The 25129-nt window shown below is 47.1% G+C and carries 28 protein-coding genes; 21 read left to right on the forward strand and 7 right to left on the reverse strand.

Annotated features, from left to right (window positions below):
- Positions 1 to 4 precede the first annotated feature (4 nt).
- The 5 genes from KNO85_RS03865 (at position 5) to KNO85_RS03885 (ending at position 4289) form a co-directional block, all read left to right on the forward strand.
- The gene (locus KNO85_RS03865; RefSeq protein ID WP_214787109.1) at positions 5 to 1813 is read left to right on the forward strand and encodes an SGNH/GDSL hydrolase family protein; all 1809 of its coding nucleotides are present in this window, start codon (positions 5 to 7) and stop codon (positions 1811 to 1813) included.
- Between the two features lie 65 nt (positions 1814 to 1878).
- Entirely contained in the window at positions 1879 to 2604 is a 726-nt protein-coding gene (locus tag KNO85_RS03870; RefSeq protein ID WP_214787111.1) for a GDSL-type esterase/lipase family protein, read from the forward strand.
- A 107-nt stretch (positions 2605 to 2711) separates the two neighbouring features.
- Positions 2712 to 3011 carry a hypothetical protein gene (locus tag KNO85_RS03875; RefSeq protein ID WP_214787113.1) on the forward strand — a complete coding sequence of 100 codons (300 nt, stop codon included), beginning with the start codon at positions 2712 to 2714 and terminating at the stop codon, positions 3009 to 3011.
- A gap of 118 nt (positions 3012 to 3129) precedes the next feature.
- On the forward strand, positions 3130 to 3660 hold the full coding sequence (locus KNO85_RS03880; protein WP_214787114.1) for a phage holin family protein: 531 nt from the start codon (positions 3130 to 3132) through the stop codon (positions 3658 to 3660).
- Positions 3657 to 4289 carry a M23 family metallopeptidase gene (locus KNO85_RS03885; RefSeq protein WP_214787116.1) on the forward strand — a complete coding sequence of 211 codons (633 nt, stop codon included), beginning with the start codon at positions 3657 to 3659 and terminating at the stop codon, positions 4287 to 4289. Before KNO85_RS03880 ends, KNO85_RS03885 begins: the two co-directional genes overlap by 4 nt.
- 16 nt (positions 4290 to 4305) lie before the next feature.
- On the opposite strand, the gene KNO85_RS03890 is transcribed toward KNO85_RS03885, so the two are convergent.
- A complete protein-coding gene (locus KNO85_RS03890; RefSeq protein WP_214787118.1) occupies positions 4306 to 4563 on the reverse strand; it encodes a hypothetical protein in 258 nt (85 codons plus the stop codon).
- Positions 4564 to 4675: 112 nt separating this feature from the next.
- Positions 4676 to 4855, reverse strand: a complete 180-nt coding sequence (locus KNO85_RS03895; protein WP_214787120.1) for a hypothetical protein — start codon at positions 4853 to 4855, stop codon at positions 4676 to 4678.
- A gap of 349 nt (positions 4856 to 5204) precedes the next feature.
- On the opposite strand from KNO85_RS03895, the gene KNO85_RS03900 reads away from it, so the two are divergent.
- Positions 5205 to 6188: an L-lactate dehydrogenase gene (locus KNO85_RS03900; RefSeq protein ID WP_214787122.1), complete on the forward strand. Its 984-nt coding sequence runs from the start codon at positions 5205 to 5207 to the stop codon at positions 6186 to 6188.
- Between the two features lie 37 nt (positions 6189 to 6225).
- On the opposite strand, the gene KNO85_RS03905 is transcribed toward KNO85_RS03900, so the two are convergent.
- Positions 6226 to 7608 (reverse strand): alanine/glycine:cation symporter family protein, encoded by a 1383-nt coding sequence (locus KNO85_RS03905; protein WP_214787124.1) that lies wholly within the window; start codon positions 7606 to 7608, stop codon positions 6226 to 6228.
- Positions 7609 to 7700: 92 nt separating this feature from the next.
- On the opposite strand from KNO85_RS03905, the gene KNO85_RS03910 reads away from it, so the two are divergent.
- The 8 genes from KNO85_RS03910 (at position 7701) to KNO85_RS03945 (ending at position 14649) form a co-directional block, all read left to right on the forward strand.
- Entirely contained in the window at positions 7701 to 7973 is a 273-nt protein-coding gene (locus KNO85_RS03910) for an acylphosphatase (RefSeq protein ID WP_214787126.1), read from the forward strand.
- 203 nt (positions 7974 to 8176) lie between these two features.
- A complete protein-coding gene (brnQ, locus tag KNO85_RS03915) occupies positions 8177 to 9496 on the forward strand; it encodes a branched-chain amino acid transport system II carrier protein (protein WP_214787128.1) in 1320 nt (439 codons plus the stop codon).
- 105 nt (positions 9497 to 9601) lie between these two features.
- Complete coding sequence (locus tag KNO85_RS03920; RefSeq protein WP_214782026.1) at positions 9602 to 10783, forward strand: MFS transporter; 1182 nt, start codon at positions 9602 to 9604, stop codon at positions 10781 to 10783.
- 12 nt (positions 10784 to 10795) lie between these two features.
- Positions 10796 to 11641: a DUF72 domain-containing protein gene (locus KNO85_RS03925; protein WP_214787130.1), complete on the forward strand. Its 846-nt coding sequence runs from the start codon at positions 10796 to 10798 to the stop codon at positions 11639 to 11641.
- Positions 11642 to 11650: 9 nt separating this feature from the next.
- Positions 11651 to 12997: a bifunctional metallophosphatase/5'-nucleotidase gene (locus KNO85_RS03930; RefSeq protein WP_214787132.1), complete on the forward strand. Its 1347-nt coding sequence runs from the start codon at positions 11651 to 11653 to the stop codon at positions 12995 to 12997.
- Between the two features lie 48 nt (positions 12998 to 13045).
- Positions 13046 to 13414, forward strand: a complete 369-nt coding sequence (locus KNO85_RS03935; RefSeq protein ID WP_214787134.1) for a YutD family protein — start codon at positions 13046 to 13048, stop codon at positions 13412 to 13414.
- Between the two features lie 154 nt (positions 13415 to 13568).
- The gene (locus KNO85_RS03940) at positions 13569 to 13874 is read left to right on the forward strand and encodes a hypothetical protein (RefSeq protein ID WP_214787136.1); all 306 of its coding nucleotides are present in this window, start codon (positions 13569 to 13571) and stop codon (positions 13872 to 13874) included.
- Between the two features lie 103 nt (positions 13875 to 13977).
- Positions 13978 to 14649 carry a DUF975 family protein gene (locus tag KNO85_RS03945; protein WP_214787138.1) on the forward strand — a complete coding sequence of 224 codons (672 nt, stop codon included), beginning with the start codon at positions 13978 to 13980 and terminating at the stop codon, positions 14647 to 14649.
- 42 nt (positions 14650 to 14691) lie between these two features.
- On the opposite strand, the gene glpX is transcribed toward KNO85_RS03945, so the two are convergent.
- Positions 14692 to 15672 (reverse strand): class II fructose-bisphosphatase, encoded by a 981-nt coding sequence (glpX, locus tag KNO85_RS03950; RefSeq protein ID WP_047795127.1) that lies wholly within the window; start codon positions 15670 to 15672, stop codon positions 14692 to 14694.
- A 158-nt stretch (positions 15673 to 15830) separates the two neighbouring features.
- Here glpX and KNO85_RS03955 point away from each other — a divergent pair, with 158 nt between their 5' ends.
- Together KNO85_RS03955 and KNO85_RS03960 are read left to right on the forward strand one after the other, a co-directional pair.
- Positions 15831 to 16274, forward strand: a complete 444-nt coding sequence (locus tag KNO85_RS03955; RefSeq protein WP_214787140.1) for a DUF86 domain-containing protein — start codon at positions 15831 to 15833, stop codon at positions 16272 to 16274.
- 4 nt (positions 16275 to 16278) lie between these two features.
- A complete protein-coding gene (locus KNO85_RS03960; protein ID WP_214693457.1) occupies positions 16279 to 17058 on the forward strand; it encodes a TIGR01457 family HAD-type hydrolase in 780 nt (259 codons plus the stop codon).
- A gap of 19 nt (positions 17059 to 17077) precedes the next feature.
- Here the strand turns inward: KNO85_RS03960 and KNO85_RS03965 are convergent, their stop codons facing one another.
- On the reverse strand, positions 17078 to 17305 hold the full coding sequence (locus KNO85_RS03965; RefSeq protein ID WP_012726833.1) for a NifU family protein: 228 nt from the start codon (positions 17303 to 17305) through the stop codon (positions 17078 to 17080).
- A 129-nt stretch (positions 17306 to 17434) separates the two neighbouring features.
- Between KNO85_RS03965 and KNO85_RS03970 the strand changes: the two genes are divergently transcribed.
- The 3 genes from KNO85_RS03970 to KNO85_RS03980 all read left to right on the forward strand — a co-directional run bounded on the left by KNO85_RS03970 (position 17435) and on the right by KNO85_RS03980 (position 20574).
- Positions 17435 to 17722 (forward strand): YuzD family protein, encoded by a 288-nt coding sequence (locus KNO85_RS03970; protein WP_214787142.1) that lies wholly within the window; start codon positions 17435 to 17437, stop codon positions 17720 to 17722.
- Positions 17723 to 17849: 127 nt separating this feature from the next.
- Positions 17850 to 19133, forward strand: a complete 1284-nt coding sequence (locus KNO85_RS03975; protein WP_214787144.1) for a globin-coupled sensor protein — start codon at positions 17850 to 17852, stop codon at positions 19131 to 19133.
- Between the two features lie 154 nt (positions 19134 to 19287).
- Complete coding sequence (locus KNO85_RS03980; protein WP_214787146.1) at positions 19288 to 20574, forward strand: globin-coupled sensor protein; 1287 nt, start codon at positions 19288 to 19290, stop codon at positions 20572 to 20574.
- A gap of 69 nt (positions 20575 to 20643) precedes the next feature.
- Here the strand turns inward: KNO85_RS03980 and KNO85_RS03985 are convergent, their stop codons facing one another.
- Both KNO85_RS03985 and KNO85_RS03990 read right to left on the reverse strand, forming a co-directional pair.
- Positions 20644 to 22074, reverse strand: coding sequence for a S8 family serine peptidase (locus tag KNO85_RS03985; protein ID WP_214787148.1), 1431 nt, complete (start codon positions 22072 to 22074; stop codon positions 20644 to 20646).
- Positions 22075 to 22316: 242 nt separating this feature from the next.
- Positions 22317 to 23372, reverse strand: coding sequence for an NAD(P)/FAD-dependent oxidoreductase (locus KNO85_RS03990; RefSeq protein WP_214787150.1), 1056 nt, complete (start codon positions 23370 to 23372; stop codon positions 22317 to 22319).
- Positions 23373 to 23470: 98 nt separating this feature from the next.
- Between KNO85_RS03990 and KNO85_RS03995 the strand changes: the two genes are divergently transcribed.
- Both KNO85_RS03995 and KNO85_RS04000 read left to right on the forward strand, forming a co-directional pair.
- Positions 23471 to 23707, forward strand: a complete 237-nt coding sequence (locus tag KNO85_RS03995; protein WP_074033523.1) for a YuzB family protein — start codon at positions 23471 to 23473, stop codon at positions 23705 to 23707.
- Between the two features lie 202 nt (positions 23708 to 23909).
- Entirely contained in the window at positions 23910 to 25121 is a 1212-nt protein-coding gene (locus KNO85_RS04000) for a NupC/NupG family nucleoside CNT transporter (protein WP_214787152.1), read from the forward strand.
- The last annotated feature ends 8 nt before the right edge of the window (positions 25122 to 25129 follow it).

Genomic DNA, 25129 nt, shown 5'->3' on the forward strand with positions numbered 1-25129 from the left:
TTATGTGAATTTAAATGAATTTAGACGATCCTACATCAAACTGGACAAGGCAAGTCAAAGCTATATCACGCCTCAATACGTTAAACAAGGGGATTACAACGGACGTGAGTTGATTGTGCAAATCACGGACGGTGGAGCGGTCAAAGACATGACCGGAGTCAGTCTTGAACTAGGGTGGAAACACGAATCGATACAAAACGCGGGATTGGAACCTTTCTCGGAATTGGACGTGACACAAGGGTTGTTCAAAGTCGCCTATCCAACTGAATTGCTTAATCCAGGACGTGTGTTGTGTGCGATTCGGGTGAGCGAGAACGGAACCGTGACCAACTCCATGAATTTTACAGTCACTGTCGAAGCGAATCCGTTTGACGACACAACGCTCGTCAGTGATAACGCATTTACTTTACTCGAGCAATTAATTAAGGATTCCGACGCGACGAAAATTTACGAAGTCGATGATCGACTCACGAGTCAAATCAACGAAACCGACACTCGACTTACGTCGCAATTGGCGGAAAAAGCGCCGCAAACAGAATTGGATGATGCGCTTACCCAATTGACGGCACTTGAAGAAAAGACGGTCGGTTATGGTACGAAATCAGAACGTCCTGCAACACCTGAAACCGCCTCTCTCTTTTTTTTGACGGACAAGAAACGTCGAATCGAGTTTAACGGTCAGTCTTGGCAATATCTTGATGGCGCACCTGTTGACGTCTTGGAAGTACAAGATGCAAACATTTATCCCGCAAGCGCCCAATTCGTACAACAGACATTGGTAGCCAATGCTGAAACGGCTTATGAGAATAGTCCAGACATGACCAAAGATTTAATTTTCTACACGAAGTTGAAACTCGCGGACAATGATGACTTTTTCAATCTAATTTTTAACATTGGTTCCACGCAACAATTCTACATCTCGTTCGGATATAACTGGTCCACTTCTGTCAAGGACGGATCTACTATTTCGATTCGAGATTATATCAACTCGACAAATACCGTTTTAGGAAGTACAAACTTATATAGCGCATCGCATGAAATTGTCGTTTGGTATGACCACAAGTGGGGTTACCTCAATGTGTATGTCGATAAAGTATTGATTGGTTCATGGAAGCCGACAGCCGGGGGTGCTAACGTCGTGGGAGTCAATCGGATTTATGGTAAGGCAGGAAGCACAACCACGCTGGTCACTCTCGATTACTGGTACATGGCATCACCGTTAATCGTCGCAATTGGTGACAGCATCACAGCAGGTGCGGTGCTACACGCTCCGAATCCAGACCATTACGCAGGTATCGATAACTATTCGAGCAACTATCCTAAGATGATTAGCGACCACTTGCAGACAAATGGAATCAGAAATTATTTCCTTGTCAACAAAGGGGTCAACGGCGAGACCACCGACCAAATGAAATCGAGATTTACGGCGGATGTCATTAACAAAGGCTGCAAGTACGTGATGATTCACGGCGGCATCAATGACCACGGGACGCACGGCAACCCGGCGACGACCGTCCAAAACAAATTGGACATGGCGTCGTCAGCGCAGGCAGCAGACATTGAAGTGCTCATGATCGGCGTCATTCCAACAAAGACTTCAGCCCCATTATCGAGTCATCAATTTTCTATCAATCTTCACGAAATCGAACAGGTCGCTTATTCAAGTCAGGCGTATGCCGACCTCTGGGACGCCATTGAAGGAGTAATTACAAACGTGGCTGACGACGCAAAAATGGCGGATACGGTACACCCGAATATCGCTGGATATACAGCTATTTCAGAAGAGATTAAGAAACTGATTTCAAATGGTTGATATTGTATATTGATGACCTATTATTGTATTGTTAGTTTATAAACATGCAAAAGGTGGGTTTTGAGTTGAGTAAAAGTAAAAAAATGTTTATCGGTTCAATTTCTTTAAATTTATTATTACTTGCATTTTTAATGATTGGTTTTTATAAGGTGGGGGGGATAGCAATTGCGAAAGCCCAGATTTCCGAGTTGTTCGGTAAGGAGATTGTGACTTCTGAGGAGAAAATATTCAAACAGCGCCAGAGTTTATTTGAGTCGTTAGACATCGAGGAAGGTAGTGTTGTTTTTTTGGGAGATAGCCTCATCCAATACAATGAGTGGTCAGAAATGTTTCCTGAAGAGAATGTTTATAATCGTGGAATCAGTGGTGATACAACCTATGGGGTTTTAAGTCGGATTGATTCCATCATTGATGCAAAACCGCAAAAGATAGTACTAGAAATCGGAATAAACGATTTAGTTTCTGGTGTAGACACAACCCAAACTGTTAATAACTATTCGAAGATCCTTACAAAAATTAAAGATAGTAATGCGAATATTGATGTTCTTGCGTTGGGAGTTTTGCCAATTAACTCTAGCCTGTTCGTTGGAAACATATCCAACAACGATATTCAAGCATTAAACATTGAAATAGAGAAGGTTGTTTCAAAGAAGGGCTACAATTTTATAGATTCTTTCGCAAGTTTTGAAAACAATGGTGAACTCTCTCGTGAGCTATCCGAGGATGGCATACACCTCACCGGTGAAGGTTACTCAGTTTGGAAAGAAAATTTAGAACCTTATTTAAACTGAGGATTGTATTTCGCCATCGGTGCATATCGTGCAGGAAGTTGACAAATCCCAAAGTAACAGTGTGTCATGTATATGCAGGACATTCTATTTTTTCGGGAGGAATCGATATGTTACAGTTGCAAGACGTGGAAGTAGAGGCGATTTACAAGGAATTGCACGAAGTGAGTGATGAACCCTCGGTGTTCGTCGTTATACTTTATAAGAATCTCCCCGTTATGGAGGGCGATTTCTTTAAGCGCTCCGGTGAAAACAGATTAATCAGTGTACCTTTTGTATTAGAGTTGGACATTTCAACTGCGAATATAATCAATCCAGAAGTGTATTATGAAATGAAAAGTAACAAAGCAATCGAACGAAAAATCACAAATACTATCAACGATGCCTTCGTAAATCGAAAAGGCAATTAATACACTTGAACAAGCGCCTCCTTGGGGGGCGCTTTTGTTTTGCCCAAACGTTGTCAAAGGAGGGTCACACTCATGTACACGACACAGCCAGTGACCCCACAAAACAAGGAGGATCATCATGCGTACATTACACATCATCGAGGGCGGTATTGCCGCGCTAGCCACATTGGTCACAGGATTATTAGGGGGTTGGGACGTGGCGGTTAAATTATTGGCCGCACTTATCATAATCGATTATGTCACGGGCTTTTTAGCTGCAGGTAAACATAAGAAAATCAATTCAGATGTCATGTTTTGGGGAGGGATTCGTAAGGGTGTCATTTTCTTGGTCATCGTCGTTGCAGTGCTCGCTGATGAGATGCTCAATAACTCAAGTCCAATCTTGCGAACGCTCGTCATCTATTACTACATTGCGCGCGAAGCCTTATCCGTCACCGAGAACTGTGCAATTCTAGGCGTCCCACTCCCACCACAGTTTGTCAGTGTACTTGCCCAGCTTCAAGGAGATAAGGAAGAACCTACGATTGATCGTATCGCACAAGACGTTGCTTCGGAACAAGAAAAAGTGGAACCAATTAGTCGAGAGGTGCCAGTAGACGCAGAGTTAGCCGAGAAGGAAGCGACTGTTACGAAGGAGGAAGAGAAATGATTGAAAAAGCAATCTTACCACTCAATAATGCCAGAATAACAGCGGGATTTAAGAATGAATCCTACTTTAAACGAATGGGATTCGAGCACTTTGGAACTGACATGGCTGATTTAAAACGAAAAGATTTTGCGGTGTATGCACCCTTCAAAATGAAAATTGTAGCAGTTGGTTACGACAATGTAATGGGCGGCTCTATTATCGCGACCAGCGTCAACCCAATCGACGTACACTACGGTCCAGAAAAAGGTGCGCATCACCTTACGGTTCGTATGGCGCACCTTGATAAAATGTATGTAAAAGTCGGTGAAATTGTTGCACCGGAAGATAGTAAGATTGCTGACTATGGGAACACAGGAAAGTATCCTATAGGTTCGCACTTACACATCGAAATCGATACAGACGTGGAGTACCCGCGATATAGTCCAACGCTCTCGGGGTCGTCAAACATCTGGGAGGCGGGCACGGACACGACCATCAACCCAATGGATGTCTTTAAAGTAGATGTCAAAGGACAACGAGGTTACAAGCAGAGTTTCTCGCATGCAAAGTCATCAGGATCTTGGATAAAATCGGACGATAAAACGACCGTCGACCTCGACGGCAAAATTGTCAACGCGAAAGGCGTCTGACGCACGAAACCCCACCTCAAACGAGAGTGGGGTCCTTTTTTCGTTTGACTGTCGGCTTCACATACATCTTACGGCTGTGCCCGCGATGTAGATAGACCCATTGCCACCACGTTTCATCACGGCTCTTCACTTCGCAGAGGTATCGCATCTTGAGCGGATGGACCTCGATGACGCGAAACGTGATGAGAGGGTCGAGATTCGCCATCACTAATCTAGAAAAAATAAGTTCATACGTGTCTTCATATAACAGGAACGGTCGTTTTGTCGCTGCCATGTTTTCACCTCATATCGAGCATACGCCCTGCCCTGACTGTCCGGCAATCGTCCGAATTGTGAAAGATGAGTGTGACCAAACAAGGGCAAAATAAAAGCCCTCTATCGAGAGCTCAACCGATCTTCGTCGTATTCGGCGCGATGTCCTCGAATCTCATTTGCGTTCGTTCCTCCGTGCGCGTGACCATCTCCGCCCGGACCACTTGCTCGCCCTTCTGGATCACCCGCATCCCCTCGATATATCGCATCACTTCCATGATCTCTTCCTTCGACCCGATGATTGCTAGTTGCATTTCATTGCCTCCCCGTGCCGCAAACAGGTGACGTGTTGTTGCTCCTATACCCGCAGTATAAAACAGCGAAACGAGTCAGCCCTCTCAGCCCTCAGTTCAGCCCTCAAAATTGAAACAAACTATACACATCAATACATAAAGAAATGACGAAAACCCATAAAACAAACGATGAAACAAACCTATTTCCTTCTATATATAGTGCGATTAAATAAGTTTGAGATGGAAGGTTCGATTGGATAATTGTCTGAATGACGGACTCCCTGTAAAAAGGGGTCCGTTTTTTTGTTATGTCCATGCCGTATGTAGGGTATGCTAAAAAGAGAATGATTCATAGAAAGGAAGGATTTATATGACACGTATTCCGCATAAAGATGATATTGATCCCAAAGACATCACCCGCATCGCCGTCATCGGTGCCGGTTGGGTTGGGGTTAGCTTTGCCTATCAATTATCGACGGCGGCTCTCTGTGAAGAGCTCGTCTTAATCGACTCAAATCACGCCAAGGCAGAAGGAGAGGCGATGGACCTGAATCACGGCATCTCCTTCGCCCCGACACCGGTCCGGATTTGGGCAGGCGATTACACGGATTGTAAAGATGCAGACATCGTCGTCATCACGGCAGGTGCGGCGCAAAAACTCGGTCAGACACGGATGGACCTCGTCGAGCAAAACGCGAAAGTCGTCCGCACCGTGACACAAGATTTGATGAAGAGTGGGTTTGACGGCATCTTAGTCGTCGCGACGAACCCGGTCGATGTCATGGCACACGTCGCTTGGAAGGCATCGGGCTTACCGAAAGAACGCGTCATCGGTTCAGGGACTGTCCTCGATACGGCGCGACTCCGTTACAAGCTCGGAGACTATTTTGAACTATCACCGCGGAACTGCCATGCTTATTATATGGGGGAACATGGCGATACGGGATTTGTCGCATGGAACAACGCCCGCATCTACGGGAAGAGTATCGATGAACTATTGGCGGAGAATGAGAAATATCAGTTCGAAGACTTGGAAGCGATTTATGCTGATGTGCGTGACGCCGCTTACCAAATCATCGAGCACAAGAACGCCGCCTATTATGCGATTGGGGTCGGCTTGCTTCGCATTATTCGAGCGATTGTTCGAAATGAAAACTCGGTCGTCACGATTGGCGCTCATTTAGACGGCGAGTACGGGGCAAGTGACGTGCATATTGGCGTACCGGCCTTGATTGACCGGAGCGGCATTCGCAAAATCATCGAGATCGAATTGACGAACGAAGAACAACAAAGATTTGATGCTTCGGTACAAGCCATCAAGGCGGGAATCGAGAAGGTTGAACCTGCATCCTAAAAAAAAGATCCGACTGCGCAAGCAGTCGGATTGTTGATTAAGACGCCTCTTCTTCGGCGATATCTTTCTTATAGTACTTCTCTGAGGTGAAGAACTCAGTCGTCAATCGTTTCACTTCACCGCTGAGTAGTAAGACGGCAATCATGTTCGGGATGAGAATCATCGCGAGCATCAAGTCGAGGAAGTTCCAGATCATTTGGGCGCCTCCAATCGAACCGATGACAATCGAGACGATATAAACGGCCTTCATGATCTTCCCTGCCGTCAAACCGAACAAGTACTCGGCCTGACGTGAGCCGTAAAAGATGATGACGATGATTGTCGAGAGTACGAAGAAAATGAGTGAGATGGTGACGAGTAAGCTTCCCGTATATCCAAAGTATTCACGGAAGGCGATCGTCGTCAACGCCGCAGGGTCTTCCATTGCCCCGTCAGCCGTCCATACACCGGAAGACAAGACGACGAATGCGGTCGTGCTACAAATGATCAACGTATCGATGACAATTCCGATGACCGCCCAGAACCCTTGGCGCACCGGATGATCCGTCTGTGCAGCGGCGTGAGCGATTGGTGCCGTCCCGAGACCCGCTTCATTCGAGTATAGTCCGCGGGCAAACCCCCAACGAATCGTCTCAGCGACTGCAGCTCCGGCGAAACCACCGAACGCGGCCATCGGCTCGAACGCGTAAGAGAAGATGAGACTGAGCACGTTTGGAATTTCAGACAAGTTCATCAACACGATGACGAGTCCGGCTCCAACGTAGACGAGCGCCATACCTGGAACGACAATCTCCGTCACTTTCGCGATTCGTTTCAGACCACCGAAAACGATGATCCCGACAAGTCCGGCGACGAGAATGCCGGTGATGAGCGTGTTTCCGTTGAACGTTTCACGGACTGCGGAGCTGACAGCGTTCCCCTGCACCATGATACTCGGAATGAGCTCGATCATGAGCGCGAAAGCGAACCAAGTCGCGAGCCATTTCCAACGAAGTCCTTTTGATATGTAATAGACGGGTCCCCCGACGAATTCGCCGGCGTCATTCTTTTCACGATAGTGAACGGCTAGCACGCTCTCTGAGAACTTGATGGCCATGCCGATGATGGCGATGACCCACATCCAGAAGATGGCACCCGGTCCCCCGAACATGATCGCTGCAGGTACACCGATGATGTTCGCGGCCCCGACTGTTGAAGAGAGGGCTGATGTTAACGCTTGTCTCGGGCTTATGTCGCCTTCGCCTTTTGGCTTTTTAAAGATACTGCCGAATGTTTGCTTGAATATGTAGATTGGATAGCGAAACTGAAAGAAACCAAGTTTAATGGTGAGAAACACACCGGACAAGACGAGTAACGAGATGATCGGCACGCCCCAAAGCCAATTCGAAAAACTCGTGACGATATCGATAATTGCATTCATATAACCACTCCAATTCCATTATTTTACTTAAATACTGTTTCCTAAAGTAAGGACCTCTAAACATCTTTGGCAAAATAAAGGAGGAAGATAGAATGAAAGTCGCTAAACATTTGATTGTATCTGGACGCGTCCAAGGCGTTGGATTTCGTTATTTTTCTCAAGAGACCGCTCGACAATACGGAATCAAAGGATGGGTACGAAACTTGAATGACGGGACAGTCGAGCTGCATGCAGAAGGAACCGATAAGGAGTTTGATGCTTTCAAGCAGGCGTTGAAAGATGGCAATCGCTTTGTCGGCGTTGAACGAATTGAAGAGACAGAAGCGGAGGATCAAGCTTTTCGATCGTTCGACATTCGTTATTAAACGCTTACATCCCCCTTCATATCGAAGAGGGGTTTTTTGTGAAATCTACATTTCTAAAAATTAAACCTCAAATTTTTGAGATGGGGTGGTCAAAAGATTAGAAGTGTGTATAATGAAATAGACCAAGCGATATATTGTCAGAAAATTTAGTTATTATTTTTTTGTTAATTCGTTCGGAATATCAAGTGTATGGAGGTAGTTGTATGAAAAAATCGACATTGTTCCCGTTAGCGTTTACGATTTTTGCTTTATTCTTTGGGGCCGGGAACTTGCTGTTCCCACCAGAGCTCGGCGCCTTGGCGGGGGAAAACCTCGTACCGGCGATGATCGGGTTCGTCATTACGGGTGTCGGTTTACCGCTTCTTGCTTTGTTCGCAGTCGCTCGGGTAGGCGGCGGGACAGATCAAATTGCTCGTTATATTCCAAAACGTCTCGCGCTCGTCTTGACGGGATTGATGTATGTAGCCATCGGGCCATTCTTCGGAATCCCACGTACGGCCGCTGTCACTTATGAGATGGGGCTTGTCCCGTTTCTCGATGCACCTTCTACTTTGACACTTGCGATGAGTTCGACCGTCTTTTTCGGGTTGACGTTCTTCTTGACGCTCCGTGCTCAAAAGTTGATTGAAGTCATCGGACGAATCATCACACCAATTCTCTTGTTCTTGCTCGCAGCGATTGGAATCACGAACCTTGTCGCTCCTCTCGGAGAGCCTGGAGCTCCAGCTGAAGGATTTGAGACTTGGGTCGGCGCACTCGGACAAGGTTTCCAACAAGGTTATTTGACGATGGATGTATTCGGGGCCCTCGTCTTTGGGGCAATCGTCCTCGTCACGTTGAAAGCCAATGGATTGAGTGACCAAAAAGAAGCGTCTTCACTCCTTCGTTCTGCAGGGATGCTCGCGGTTACCTGTTTGATGCTCGTCTACATCTCGCTCGGGTCAATCGGTGCGAACATGACGGTCTCAGAAGGAACAACGAGTGGTGCAAGCCTTCTTCAAGCGTTCGCTGGTACGTCTTACGGACAAGTCGGAATGCTCGCTCTCGGGTTAGCGGTCTTCCTCGCTTGTTTGACGACAGCGGTCGGACTCATCTCAGAGTTCTCACGCTTCATCAGCAATCAGTTTGAATCACTCAAATACCATCATGTCGTCATCGCGACTACATTGTTCGGCTATTTGATCTCACTCGTCGGATTGGGAACGTTGATTCAGATTGCGGTTCCACTTCTCACACTTCTCTATCCGGTCATGATTGCGCTCGTGCTCGTGTCGGTGACAGAGCGTCTTCAGCGCAACCCTGGTGTGGCGATGAAGGCTACCATCTACACGGCGCTCGTTCTCTCGTTGTTTGAAACGTGGAACGGCATCCAGCCGTCAACGGTCACTTCTTGGATCTCGAACTTGCCGATGGCGGAAATTGGTCTTGCTTGGGCAGTTCCAACGATGATCGTCTATGTGATCACGCTCCTTCTTCCGAAGGGCACGTCACAAGAATCACTTGCTCAATCACGCATCTCATAAGTCGAGCCCATCCTTTGGTCAAGGATGGGCATTTTTCTGTCTTATTGTTTGCCCATATGTGAGCTCAAACAGTAAAATGGAAGGATGAAAAGGAAGTGACATGCGTTGACAACAAAACAAAAAAATCAATTGGCGATTCTCATGTTGAATATGTTTATTGCCGTCGCAGGCTTCGGGATTATCATCCCGATTATTCCGGATTACTTAAAGATGATTGGCGAAGGGGGAACCGCCGCAGGACTGATGATTTCCGTATTTGCGGGGGCTCAGCTTGTCATGTCACCGATTGCCGGGAAATGGGCAGACGTGTATGGTCGTCGATTGATGATCATTCTGGGCCTCATCGGATTTACCATTTCGATGGGCGTCTTCTATCTATCGGATAACTTGACGATCCTGCTCGTCTCGCGTGCGATCGGGGGAGTCGGGGCTGCATTATTGATTCCGGCCATCTTCGCCTATGTCGCGGATATCACGACACTCGAACAGCGAGCGCGAGGGAATAGTTATATTTCCGCGGCAATGTCGCTAGGAATTGTCGTTGGACCAGGGATCGGAGGATTCTTTGCCGAGTTTGGTTTAAAGACACCGTTACTCGTCTCAGCAATCGTCTCCTTCATCGCCGTTATTTCCTCAGTGCTTCTGTTAAAAGAGCCAGACCGTGCTCCTTACGTGGCACCGAAAATAAAAGAATCATTACCGACTCAATTGGTCATGTCGACACGGAAACCATACTTCTTCGTGTTATTGATCAACTTGGTTATGGCATTCGGGCTCATGGCATATGAGTCGGTGCTCGGACTATATGTCAGTGAAATGTTCAGCGCGACACCACAAGAGATTGCCATCATGGTGACAGGGACGGGTGTCGTCAGCGTCATCGTCCAATTGTTCGCGGTAGACCGTCTCGTTGAGCTGATGGGAGAGGTCAAAGTCGTCCTCGCCTTCATCGCGCTCGCGGCGTTTGGTTTCTTATTATCACTGTTTGCAGGAACGTATATGTTGTTCTTTGCGGTGACACTTGTCATTTTCTTGTCGACGTCTATTTTGCGTCCGGTGTTGAACACGCTTGTCTCAAAATTAGCTGGGAACGAGCAGGGACTCGCGATGGGGATGAACAACGCCTATATGAGCATCGGGAATATTTTGGGACCGACACTCGCTGGCATCGCGTTTGATATCGATATGCGCTATCCGTTCATCATGGGTCTAGTTTTACTACTCATTACGTATACAGGCACATGGAACTGGTCGAAACGGAAAGCGACCGTCATTTCAGAGTCATAAAAGGAGGACGTTATGATCTACGTTGGTGTGACTGGATGGGGTGACCACGATCTGTTATATACGACCCCAGAGGAAAGAAAACATAAACTATCGACATACGCGGGACATTTCCCGACCGTCGAAGTCGACTCAACATTTTATGCGATACAGCCCGTGAAGAACTTTGAAAAATGGGATGCTGAGACGCCCGACCATTTCCAATTTGTCGTCAAAGTTTCCCGGGAAATGAGCGGACATGATCGTGAACCGAAAACACCACTTATTGAGTTGTTTGAGCGTTATCGCGTTTCTGTCGAGCCATTAAAGCAGGCTGGGAAGTTACGTGCCGTGCTCGTCCAGCTTCCGCCCTGGTTCGATGTATCAAAACCGCATCTCGACTATTTGCGAACGCTTCGAGCCGAACTCTCTGATTATGAGATTGCCATCGAGTTTCGTAACCCGACTTGGTTCTCTGAAGCGTTCCGAGACCGTACGCTTCAATTTTTAAAGGAGCAACGATTCATCAACACGATTTGTGATGAGCCGCAGACGAAAGAGAGTAGCATCCCGTTCGTGCCGGTCGTGACGCACCCCGAAGTAGCCGTCGTTCGATTGCATGGACGGAATACGTCAGGATGGCTCAAAAAGCCCGGTATGACGAGTCAGGAATGGCGGCATGTCCGTTGTCTGTATCGCTATAGCGAGGAAGAACTTCAAGAACTCGCTACCTCGCTCCGGGAGATTGACCGTGAAGCGAAAGACGTGTATGTATACTTTAACAACAACTCGGACGGAGATGCGGCTCCGAACGCAAAACGTTTGATTGACATTCTTGGGCTCGAATACGAGCTTGCACCTAGACAAATCAGTCTGTTTTAGAAGGAAGGGATGGCCGTGACGAAACTTACTATTTTTCACTACAATGATCTTCACTCAAAGTTCGACCAATGGCCGAAACTTGTTTCATTTTTAGAGGAACATCGTACGGACAATACGCTTTATTTTGACTTAGGTGATCATGCGGATCGTACACATCCCGCGACAGAAGTGACACGCGGAAAGTTGAACGTTCGATTACTCGAGCGACTCCAACCGACGGCTGTTACCATCGGGAACAATGAAGGGATTACGTTCCCGCACGACTGGTTAGCCGAATTATATGAGGAGGCGACGTTTCCGATTTTACTTGGGAATGTGTATGAAGCGGACGGTTCACGACCAGATTGGGTAGAGGAGACGCTTGTCCTCGAGCGAGATGGTTTGAAAATCGGCTTATTTGGTGTCACAGCCCCTTATGAAGAGTTGTATCCGGAACTTGGTTGGCAAATCGAATCGCCTTACGAAGCGACAAAGCGTGCGTTGAAGCAGTTGGCACATTGTGATGTCATCATCGCACTCAGTCACCTCGGTTTCTTCGGGGATGAGCGATTGGCGGACATGTATCCTGAAATTGACGTCATCCTTGGTGCCCACACGCATCACGTTTTAGATGAAGGCGTCATGACGAACGGGGTACTGATCGCACAAGCCGGGAAATACGGACAGTATGTCGGGGAAGTGACGCTGATACTTGACGGCGCCGAGGTTGTCGAGAAGGAAGCACGACTTCATGAATTGTCCCATCAAGCCGAAAGTACAGATACGCTGGCGTTGCTGCGCTCAGAAGGGGCTGAAGCCGAACGTCTCCTCGATATCACCATTGCAGAGACGGAAGGGTATGCATCGGATTGGTTCGGGCATTCCCCGCTCGGTGAATTGCTTGTGGAAGGAATGGTCGAGTGGTGTGCGGCAGATGTCGGGATCATCCCGTCAGGTGTAGTCTTAGACGGTCTCGCTCCAGGAAATGTCACGTTGAATATGCTTCATCGGATTTGTCCACATCCAATCAATCCATGTGTCCTGACACTTGACGGTAACACGCTCGAACGCTTCTTACATGACGTAAACGAGGAAACGTTCACGAATATGCACGTCAGAGGTCTCGGTTTCAGAGGCACTGTGCTTGGTGAACCAAGTTTGAATCAAATCGAACAGCGGGACGGTCAATACTATGTCATGGGAGAAAAGCTTGAACCGAACCGGACGTATCGTGTCGCAACGGTCGATATGTTGACGTTTGGTCCGCTCCTTCCATACTTAGCAGACCAGCCGAAACGATATTTCATGCCCGAATTATTAAGGGATGTGCTGCGAGAGACAATCGTTGCTCGTCATGAGGTCATTCGAAAAGGATAGAGCCGTCATAGCGGGACATGCTATGATACAAGAGTGGAGGTGGGAGCGATGATTCGAGTGAATCACCACGGATATACCGTCTTAGAAGAGAAGCGCGACGGCTTTGATGAAGAAGCGTTTATCGCCCGGTATAGTGACGTGCTTGATAAATATGACTATATTGTCGGCGACTGGGGACACGGACAGCTACGTTTGAAAGGGTTCTATGAACCGCAATCGAAATTAGCGACGTATGAGAACCGGATTGATCACGTGATGGACTATGTATACGAATATTGCAATTTCGGATGTCCTTATTTCGTTCTGAAAAAAGAGACGGATATTAACGAAGAAGAGAGTGGCCCTGTCTTTGGTGGAACAAAGCAGAAACTGAAGTTGAAGCGTAAGTTCAACAAGACTGAAGAGACGAATGCGTAAAGTGCTGAGCAATCAGCACTTTTTTATTACAGTTAATTTCCAAATATTTCGTTTAGGTAAAAAGTCATGACTTCGAGTTTAAGGGTTGGAAAAATGTGATAAATTGTCATTAAGGATAGTTACGTAGTTTTGGTTTTTAGAGTGAGGTGATTGGATGCAACATGTACAAACGACCGTCGGGGATCGGGATGACGTCCATAATCGAATTCATAATCTTGGACTAGGGATACTGACCATGTTCTTTTTTGGCTTCCATATTATGATGACCTTCTATTTTACGGCGGCAGTCATTCTTTTTGAACTTATTCATGTGTTGATCGTCCGTCGCTTTGAATATAGCCACTCTTTTTTACGGAGCCGCATGTTCAAAGTTACATCTCACCTTGCGTTTTCGCTCGGAGTGCTCTTATTGATCTTATCCATGTCTCAGTTCTTTTTAGGCAATGTCATGATTCGGTAAGCGGAAAGGAAAAAATCCTTTCCCTTTTTTTATGTTTTTTTGAAACGTGTTACAGACTTTTCACGTACACTGAAGTGAAGACTATAGAAAAGGATGGGTTACAATGAGATCTGAATGGAAACAACATGCACGGCAAGCGTTGAAAGGAAAATGGTGGCTCATGGCCGGGTTGGCGCTTTTGTTCGTTATCGTCAACGGGATTCCACAATGGTTCGCTCCTGAAATGGATCCCAATTCACCGGAAGCGTTCACATCGACAGACGCCACGTTAAGTTTCGTGTCGACCGTTCTTCAAGTCTTGATTGCTCCACTTGCCATCGGCTGGTCATGGCTCGCGCTTAACGTATCACGCGGAAATGGCGCATCACTCTCGACATTGTTCAAACCGTTCCAAAAACGTTATGTGAAACATGTCATCACGTCTTTCGTGATGGGTGTGTTCCTCGTATTGTGGACGTTATTGCTCATCGTACCTGGAATCATCAAAGGATTCTCGTACTCGCTTACGCCGTATATCTTACGCGATCAGCCTGAGCTTTCGGCACTTGAATCGATTACGGAATCGCGTCGTCTCATGGACGGGCACAAGATGGAAGCATTCATGCTCTTCTTATCCTTCTTCGGATGGTTCCTCGTCGGGATTTTGACGCTCGGAATTGGATTCTTCTTCATCGGACCTTACTTCTCAACAACGTATGCGACGTTCTATGACTCGATTCGCGACAAACAAGTTGGTTCGGACGAGCCAGTGCACGGAACGGAACAAGGATTCTAATCAACAAAACGCCTCGCTCATTTTATTGAGCAAGGCGTTTTTTTAGGCGTTGACTTCAGTTTTTTGTAAGTATGGCTTCAATGATAAGTGATGTTCAGCCACGACTTTACGAATTGTGCGTGTCTTCGAGCGCATGACGAGTGACGTCGTCTCGACGATATCATCCGTCAAAAACTTGACGCCATCGAGCAACTCACCAGACGTGACACCCGTCGCGGCGAAGATGCAGTCATCGCTCTTGACGAGGTCGTCGAGCGTGAGGAGTTGGAGTGGATCTTCAATTCCCATTGAGATGACGCGAGCTGATTCCTCTTCGTTCATCGGATGTAGACGAGCCTGCATGTCTCCGCCAAGCGCTTTGACAGCGGCAGCTGTGATGACTCCTTCAGGAGCTCCACCTGTACTGATGAAAATATCAATCGGGTTCGATTTGACGGCAGCGGCGATTCCGGCGGATACGTCGCCATCCTCGAATAGCTTGACGCGCGCGCCGACATTCATGACGGCTTGACGAAGGTGTTCGTGACGGTCACGGTCTTGCATGATGACCGTCACTTCCTCGATGCGCTTGTTATTATATTTCGCAGCTTTTTCAATGATTGACTCGAGCGGTTCGTCGAGTGAGACTTTCCCTTTTAAGTTTGGACCGACGACAAGCTTGTCCATGTACATATCTGGTGCGTGGAGGAGGGCACCTTCATCCGCAACGGCGATGACGACCATCGCATCTCCAAGGCCTTTTGCGACAATGGATGTTCCTTCGAGTGGATCGACAGCGATGTCAACTTTCGGACCGAATGTCGTTCCGAGTTTTTCCCCGATGTAGAGCATCGGTGCCTCATCGAGTTCACCTTCTCCGATGACAACGGTCGCGTCCATATTGACCGTTCCGAGAACTTCTCGCATCGCTGACGTAGCTGCATCATCGGCCTCGTTCTTTTGGCCGCGTCCGATCCATTTCGATGATGCGAGTGCTGCTGCCTCTGTTGCCCGTACGATTTCTAATGCTAATTCACGTTCCATAGTGTTGTACCCTCCACGTTATCTCTATTCAATGTGTTATACTTTTTACGGCTTAAATCCGTTGATTAGTGTATCACAATGTTATAAATGATGTAAATAGGACAGATTCTTTTCTCCTGACCGAAAAAGCATTAGTATTAACAGCAGGGGGGATCATCATGTATTTTGTGAATAGAGAGAAGATTAATCAGACACTGGAACAAATGGAGACGATGTTAGCGCATACCGATCAATTGAATGGGGATGCGTTCACGGTAGATCTTGCGAAACAGCGAATGGCCGTCCTTCTTATGGAAGGGGTCATCGATGTTGGGAACTCGATGATTGACGGGTTCATCATGCGAGACCCTGGAAGTTATGAAGACATTGTCGACATCTTACTCGATGAGCGCGTGCTCGATGAGACGACGGCGAAAGCGACAAAAGCACTCGTCGGATTACGTGCCTACTACGTTCGTGAGTTTGTGCACGCCGATGCATCAAAGTTTGACGAATGGGTGAAGACGTCGAAACAAGACTTCACGGCATTCTCCGCACAAGTTCGTCACTACTTAGAAGTCGAACTTGGACCAGTGTCCGCATTCTTACCAGAAAGCGAGTGATTGGATGGAACCGATTAAAGGATATTTGTTTGATTTAGACGGTACGATGTATGCCGGTACGGAACCCGTACAGGCAGCTGTCGATTTCGTCAACGAACTAGAAGCGACAGGCGTCCCATATTTGTTCGTCACAAACAACGCATCGATGACGCAACAACAGATTGCTGATAAGTTGATTGCGATGGGGGCGAACGTGAAAGCGGAGAACGTTTTGACGAGCGCGATGGCAACGGCTTTTTATATTGAAAAGATGTCTCCAGGAGCAACTGTCTATATGATTGGGGAAGATGGACTTCGTCTTGCGTTAGAATCTCGTGGTTTTCATGTCACGGACGAACCGAAAGCGGACTATGTAGTCATCGGCCTTGACCGACACATCACATATGAGAAGTTGGCACGTGGCGCGATTGCCATCCGTTCGGGAGCTCGATTTATCTCGACAAATGGGGATATCGCGATTCCGACTGAACGTGGATTTCTACCGGGGAACGGGTCGCTCACGTCTGTATTGACCGTGACGACGGAGAAGGATCCTTTCTTCATCGGAAAACCGGAACCGGTCATGATCGACATCGCACTCGACATGATTGGACTAAATAAAGAGGATGTCGTCATGGTCGGGGATAACTACCATACGGATATTTTGTTTGGAATTAATGGTGGCATTCGTACGCTCCATGTCAACTCAGGTGTGCATGGACCGGCGTTTATCCAAGAACAAGAAAAACTCCCAACCTATATGGTCGAGAGTTTAGATGAATGGAAGCACGAAAAAAAGGGATGACGAATGTCTCCCTTTTTGCTTAGAATACTTGTTCTACTTCGACGATGCCTGGTACTTCTTCGATGAGCGCACGCTCAATACCGGCTTTTAACGTGATTGTTGAAGACGGGCAGCTGCCGCAAGCACCCATCAAACGGAGCTTGACGATGCCTTCTTCGACATCAACGAGTTCGACGTCTCCGCCGTCACGAAGCAAGAACGGACGCAATTTATCGAGCACTTCTTGGACTTGATCAAACATTTCCATGGTATCTACCCCTTTCTCGTTCTACTTTATTCTAGCAAGTTTGAGAGTGTTTCTCAATCATTTACACTGAGCGTTTCATCATCGGGAAATCGAAGAATTTTTGTATAATAGATTTGAGGGGGAATAAAGATGAAAATTACGGTATATGGGGCAGAAGTTCAATGTGCAAGTTGTGTCGGTGCACCGAGTTCGACCGAAACGTATGAGTGGTTGCAAAGTGCGCTCGGAAGGAAGTATCCGGAGCATTCTTTTTCGTTCGAATATATCGATTTCGAACAGAGCGAAGATGAGTTCGCCCAGGCGCTCAAAGAAGACGAATGGTTCTATCCGCTCGTATTGCTCGATGGAGAAGTGATTGATGAAGGGGTCGTTCAATTACGAAAAGTGTATGCGGCGATTGAAGCAAAGCAAAAATGAAATAGGACAAATGAGGCGATTTCATGTGTGATGAAGTCGTCTTTTTCGTCTACAAAAACTTCTTATTTTTGAATGAAGGAAATAAGTTCGTCTTTTTGTATCCTATTTATTGTAGGAGGCGACGGCGATGTTTCGAAAAAAGATAGACGTACAAAAAAGATTGGATCAAGTGATTGAAATGGATCGAGTCAAAATCGATCTTTCATCAGAACTAAATCAACAACGACAGTTGATTCAACTGACGCTAGAAGATCTAGCATATTTGAGAAGTTATCGATCTTACATTCAAGAAGCACTTCCACAACTCGTTCATTTGTTTTATCGTCACTTAGAAGAAATCGAAGAATTAAAGCAGATGATCAATCAACATTCATCTTCGGACCGGCTCAAAGTGACCTTAACAACGCATATCGGTGAGATGTTTGAGGGGGTCATTGACTCAGCGTATATTGAAAAACGTTACCGAATTGCGAAACGTCATCATATGATTGGTCTCAAAGGGAAATGGTATATGGCGGCCTTCCAACAAATCTTTGATCATGTGTTAGAGAACATCGAAGCAGAACCGTTCGACCCGTTTTCGAAGATGAGACTTCTCTCAGCGGTGACGAAAATTTTCAACTTTGAGCAACAAATTGTGCTAGAAATGTTTGATGAAGAAGCGTCCAACATGCAGCAGCAAATGGATTACCGTGAACAAATGAGTCGAACCGTCCAAGCGACAACCGAAGGACTTGTTTCGATGACCCAGGAAATGACGGCTAATTTTAGTCTGATGAATGATAAGATCGGGGCGATGCGATCGATGAGTGAGGGCACGAAAGTCACGCTCGGAAATATGCGTGCTTCCTCACAGTCAGGGAAAGAGTCATTAGTGAATGAGACGACACACCTGACAACTATATCTGAAAATTTGTCCGATTCTGCAAATCAAATGGGAGAGCTCAATCAATTGATGTCTGAAATTTCTTCGATCACAAGCAGCGTAAAACGGATTGCCGAGCAAACGAATATGCTCAGCTTGAATGCCGCAATCGAAGCGGCACGTGCTGGGGAGCAGGGCAAAGGATTTCAAGTTGTGGCCACGGAAGTAAGGCAGCTAGCCAACCAATCCAAAACGTCAGCTGAACAAGTCGAGGCACTGACAAAACGTTTAAATCGACAAATTCAGGAAACGACAGCATGTGTGACGACGACGGAGCGAGAGATGAGAGATGCGATGGTTCGGATGCACCAAGTGACGGAACTGTTCGTCAAAATCGCAACCGACACGACTGCAACGGATGGGAGGATGAATCATCTGTTCGAGGAGATTCAAGATGTGACGAATGCAATTATTGAATTACAAAAAGCAACGAGTCAGATCGCGACCTCGTCTGAAGAATTATTGGTCTCTACAGAGAGACTTTGAACTGACCTTTGTCAAAGGTCAGTTTTTTACTGACTTGTTATTTGGAAAAAGATTTTACAACTTTTGTCTATCGGGATAAACTGAACATAACCTGCATAATTTTTATAATATTTTGAAAATTAAATGAATCCATTCATTGAAGGAGGACTGTTCAATGTTTGCTCGAAAACGAAATATGCCAATTCATTTAGACACTTCGTCCCAAATGGAGCACTTGCTGATCGCACTTCCAGAAGAGTTGGAACGACAACGGCAGTTGATTCGCCTCGAACTTGAAGATCTCGCATATTTACGTGCGTATCAACAGGAACTACGTCAATTGACCCCACAGTTAGTCGATGTGTTTTATGAAGAGCTTGAGAAGATCGACGAGATGAGAGAATTGATTCGGCAACATTCGTCATCGGACAAACTGAAACTGACCTTATCGAACCATATTATGGAGATGTTTGAGGGGAAACTTGATGAAGCGTACATTAACAGACGTCTTGCCATTGCCAAACGCCACTATTTGATTGGCTTGAAAGGGAAGTGGTATATGGCGGCTTTTCAAAAGATATTTGAAACGCTCGTCTTGTCGATTCAACACGAACAGCTTGATGAAGGATCGAAAATGAAGTTGATGATGGCTGTTTCGAAAATCTTTAACTTCGAGCAACAAATCGTGCTTGAGATGTTTGATGATGAAGCGGACGTCGTTCGTGACCAGATGCAACATGTGAAAGATGAAATCAGCCAAACGATTCAGCAGGCGAGCGAAGATTTAGCCGCCCTCTCACAAGAAGTCATGGCGAGTTTTCAGTCGATGAATGAGCGGGCAGATGATATGAAGCATTCAAGCTCACTCACACAGACAAAGCTGAGGACGGTACTTCACTCTTCGGTGAGTGGGAAGGATACGATATTGTCAGAGACGGGACGCCTCGACGAAATCGCACGAGACTTGTCCGATTCGGCTCAAGAAATCAAAGCACTTGAAAAGTTGATGAATGAAATTATGACGATTGCGGACTCAGTGAAACAAATCGCCAATCAGACGAACTTGCTCAGTTTGAACGCTGCCATCGAAGCTGCACGAGCAGGGGAACAAGGGAAAGGGTTCCAAGTCGTCGCTTCCGAGGTTCGGACGCTTGCGAGTCAGTCCAAACAAGCGGCGGAAGAAGTCGAGGACTTGGTGAAGCGACTCACGAATCAAATGGAAGAAACGTCGACCCGTGTCCTCTCAACCGAGCAAGAGATGAAGCAGACGATGAGGCGAATCAATCAAGTGACGGACGCCTTCCTGCAAATCTCAGGGGACTCTGAACATGCGGACGGACAGATGGGTAGCCTCGCCGGGGATATCGATGAGATTGTCGAGTCGATTGCCGAGCTAAAGCGGGCGACGACGCAGATTGCGACGTCTTCGACACAGCTGATGGATACGGCGCAACGTTTATAGAAGTATGAAATCAACGTAAAAAACGAACCGAGTCGCTTCGAACGACTTGATTCGCTCGACCTTTTTCGGTTAGAGAAGTTGGAACGAAGATGTCGCCGAACCAGCTGTGTAACCAGTTAGTGTCGCGTCTGACTTCACTTGATACGTACCACGTTGTGACCAAGAATTTGTAGAGAGCGTGAATGTGATCGCACCTGAAGCATTCGTCTTCCCTGTGCCGACGAGTGTCGCACCGTTCGGTTGTGTGACCGTCACACGGACATCAGCGTTTGCGACTACTTGTCCATTCGAATTGCGCACCGTCGAAGAGATTGAGACGACTTCACCCGCGTAGTAGTATGACTTCGATGTCGATACCGTCGTCGTAAGTGATTGTACTGGTTGTGTCGTACCACCAGAAGTAGGGGCTTGGACGAGTCCATTTCCGAACCAAGTGTCACGACCTGCCGTACCGAGGTCAATCGAATCTTGCGATAATTTCGTACGGAGTTGCGTGCTCGATAACGTCGGGAAGGCTTGCTTCATGAGCGCAAGGTTACCTGCGACGTAAGGTGTCGCCATCGATGTCCCACTCATTTGACCGTAGCCGCCATTAGAGAGTGTTGAATTGATGCTGACTCCAGGAGCCGCTACTTCGACTGTGCTACCTGTTGCTGAGAATGAGGCGCGGTTGTTATTGATATCTGTCGCAGCGACGGCGATTGCCGAGTTGTAACGAGCCGGGTAGTTGACGAGGTCTCCTGATCCATCGGTACGTCCATTGTTACCGGCTGCTGCAACGACGAGAATCCCTGCGTTATTCGCACGATCCACGACTTGTTGGAGTGTCGTCGAAGGACTTGTCGTTCCAAGGCTCAAGTTGATGATGTCCATGTCGTTCGTAATCGACCAGTCAATCCCGGCAATGATACTCGATAGACTACCACTTCCGTTTGCCTCAAGTGCTTTGACGGCATAAATACTTGCCTCGTGTGCGATTCCGACCGTCCCGATACTATTGTTACGGGCTCCGATAATCCCAGCGACGTGCGTCCCGTGACCGTTGTCATCGGCATAAGAACTCGTCACCGTACTAAATGAGGCACCACCGGCAATCGTTAAGTCCGGGTGAGCGGAGATCCCGGTATCGACGACGGATACTTTGACACCTTTACCAGTGAATCCGCTCTGCCAAGCGGAAGGAGCTTGTAATTTAGGAATTCCCCAATCTTGGCTTTGGTTCTCGATATGTACCGTTTGATCCACTTCCACATGTGCGACATGCGGGTTATTCTTCAGTCCGTTCAGGGCAGACTTCGGAACTTCGAGTGCCGCTGCTGGAATATTCGAATACTGTTGTTTAACTTCCATGCCTTCAATCGAGAGTGGGATTTTCTTTGCCGATTCTTTGAAGACGACGAGGACGCGTTCTTTCTCCTTGTTCGGGGCAGCTTCTGCGCCTCCAGGTACGGTTGATAAGACGAGCAATGATGCGAGGACGGTGCTACAGATTTTTTTCAACTTGTTTCCTCCTTTAGGGTAGTAGGCAAGATGACAGGATGTCGGGCTGCCGTGTTCATAGAGTAACAAGTTTTTCCAACGTATAGAATATGTCGTAGGCATTAAAAATCTGAATATTTAGATAAGGATAGAGGGGATTAAGATACAAGACTTTTGACTCAATAAGACGGTGGTTAAATGAATAATCGATGATCGGATTTATAAAAAAAGCGAATCGACCAGTCAGGTCAATTCGCAATCGGTTATTTGATGACTTTATGTTTCCAAAGAATACCGGACTTCAATAGGCGAGCGACTTTTCCGGTGAGCGATTGTTTCCCCATAAACACCCCAAAGCCTGCTTTCTTCCCGAGGGAACCGAGCGTCCCTTTCAATTTGATGTCAGGTAACTCTGGATAGGCGAGCCCCTTCCACTTACAGAGGAGCACTTGAACGATTTGTTCCGCCTGAGCTTCGGCGAGTTGTCCAGACGGTGCGTACGGCAAGCTCGCGTTGTCTCCGACGACGAATACGTCCGGTAAGCCTGGTACGAAATGATGTTCCGTCAGTTTGACACGTCCGCCTCCATCGAGCTCCCATCCTTGGTTGCGTACGACAGCGACCGGTTGAATCCCGGCTGTCCATACGGTCAAGTCAGAAGGGAACAAATCTTCATGGTTCCATAAACCATCGGCATCGACGCGCGTAATGTTGGCGTTGTTGATGACTTCGACCCCATGCTCTTCGAACCAAGATTGAACATACATCGAGACACGATTGGATAAGAATGATAACACCGAAGGGCCACGGTCAAACAAGCGAACCGTCAAATCAGGACGACTCTCGCGTAGTTCGCTTGCGAGTTCAACGCCAGATAATCCCGCTCCAACGACTGAAACGACCGAGTCAGGTCGTAACCCGTTGATCGCTTGCTGCGTTTTACGTGATTCTTCAAGTGTTTGGATGCTGTACGTGAATTCCGCTGCCCCTTGGACGTTATGATACTTGTCCTCACAGCCTAATCCGATGACGAGGTCATCATACGGTACTTTTTCTCCACTCGCGAGAAGAACCATCTTGTCTTCCGTATCGATATCCGTGACTTGTCCGTATATGTAGTCAATTTCTTCCGGAAAGTCGATGCGAATATCGCGGTCCGAGACCGTTCCTGCAGCGAGCGCATAATACTCTGTTTTTAATCCATGATAAGGTAAGCGATCGACGAGCGTGACCGAGACGTCCTTCAACTGGTGTCCAAGAACTCTTTCGATGACACGCATTCCCCCATAACCGCCCCCTAAGACGACTAATTTGCGCATAATAATCCCCCTTTGTTACTCTTCAACTGTATCATGTTATAATCTGCCGTAGAAGAACCATTTTCCGATAATTCACGTAAAGAAAGACGGTGACATATATGATGAATCCAATCATCGAATTTTGTGCCTCGAATTTAGCGATGGGCTCACAGGTTGCCCGAGCAAAATTGGAGTCCGACCCGGACCTCGATGTAGTCGAATACGGCTGTACGGGCTACTGTGGCGTCTGTTCCCTCGATTTGTTCTGCCTTGTCGATGGGGAAGTTGTGACCGGTGAAACACCGGATGAATTAGTGACGAAGGTGTATGAAAAAATAGAAGAGATGGCATGGTAAAAAGTTTGGGGGATGACCTCAAACTTTTTTATTTCACCCGTTGCATTTTAAAAAGAGGGATGTTATATTCTAAGAGGTTCGAATGTAGGTTGTCTGACGTTTAACAACGAGAAAAAGAAAGCGTTTCAAACGGTAGGGCACATCTCTTTTCGGGTATGACACATATAATAGCTTTGTTTAATATGAAAGGAGCACAACATCAATGAAAATCATGAGTGTGGTTGGTATTTTGGCACTAATTGCAATCGCTTACATCTTCTCTACCAACCGTAAAGCCATCAAATGGCGCACGGTCTTGGCAGCGTTCGCTGTTCAATTCGCGTTTGCTTTCCTCGTGTTGTATACGTCTTGGGGACGTGCGGCACTTGAATGGATCTCGAGCGGCGTTCAAGCCATCTTGAACACGGCGGGTGACGGGATTGCGTTCGTATTCGGAACAGCAGTCGGCGGCGACAACTTCGTCTTCGCATTCCAAGTACTTCCGATTATCGTTTTCATGTCATCATTAATCGCGTTACTTTACTATCTTGGCGTCATGCAGTGGGTCATCCGTATCCTCGGTACGGCACTTGCAAAAGCATTAGGAACGTCACGTAAAGAGTCACTTTCAGCAACAGCAAACATCTTCGTTGGTCAAACGGAAGCACCGCTTGTCATCAAGCCTTACCTTCCTACGATGACACAATCTGAGCTCTTCGCAGTCATGGTCGGTGGTCTCGCATCGGTTGCCGGTTCTGTACTTGCTGGATACGCAGCGCTTGGTGTACCGCTCGAATACTTGCTCGCAGCAAGTTTCATGGCAGCACCAGCTGGTCTCTTATTTGCTAAAATCATCGTGCCAGAAACAGAAGAGTACGATGATGACATCGAGATTGCAGAGGAAGAAGAAGACAGAGCGGCGAACTTCGTCGATGCAGCGGCACGTGGTGCTTCTGACGGTCTCTTCCTTGCCTTGAACGTCGGTGCAATGCTTCTCGCGTTCGTTTCATTGATTGCGCTTCTTAACTTGATCCTTGGATCAATTGGTGGTCTTTTCGGATTCGATAGCTTGTCACTCGAATTGATTCTTGGTTATGTGTTCGCGCCACTCGCATTTGTCATTGGTGTGCCGTGGGCAGATGCAGTACAATTCGGTAGCTTCCTCGGTCAAAAACTAGTCTTGAACGAATTCGTTGCATTCTCTGAGTTCGCACCGATCATCGGTTCTGGTGATTTGTCAGCTCGTACAGAAGCGATGATTGCATTCGCACTTTGTGGTTTCGCAAACATCTCGTCACTCGCGATCCTTCTCGGTGGTCTTGGTGGTATGGCGCCAAACCGTCGTGGTGACATCGCACGTATGGGTGTTCTCGCGATTCTCGCAGGTACGCTTGCAAACTTGATGTCAGCTACATTGGCTGGACTTCTTCTCTAATTAGTATA

Source organism: Exiguobacterium sp. s124 (assembly GCF_018617485.1).
GTDB lineage: Bacteria > Bacillota > Bacilli > Exiguobacteriales > Exiguobacteriaceae > Exiguobacterium > Exiguobacterium aestuarii.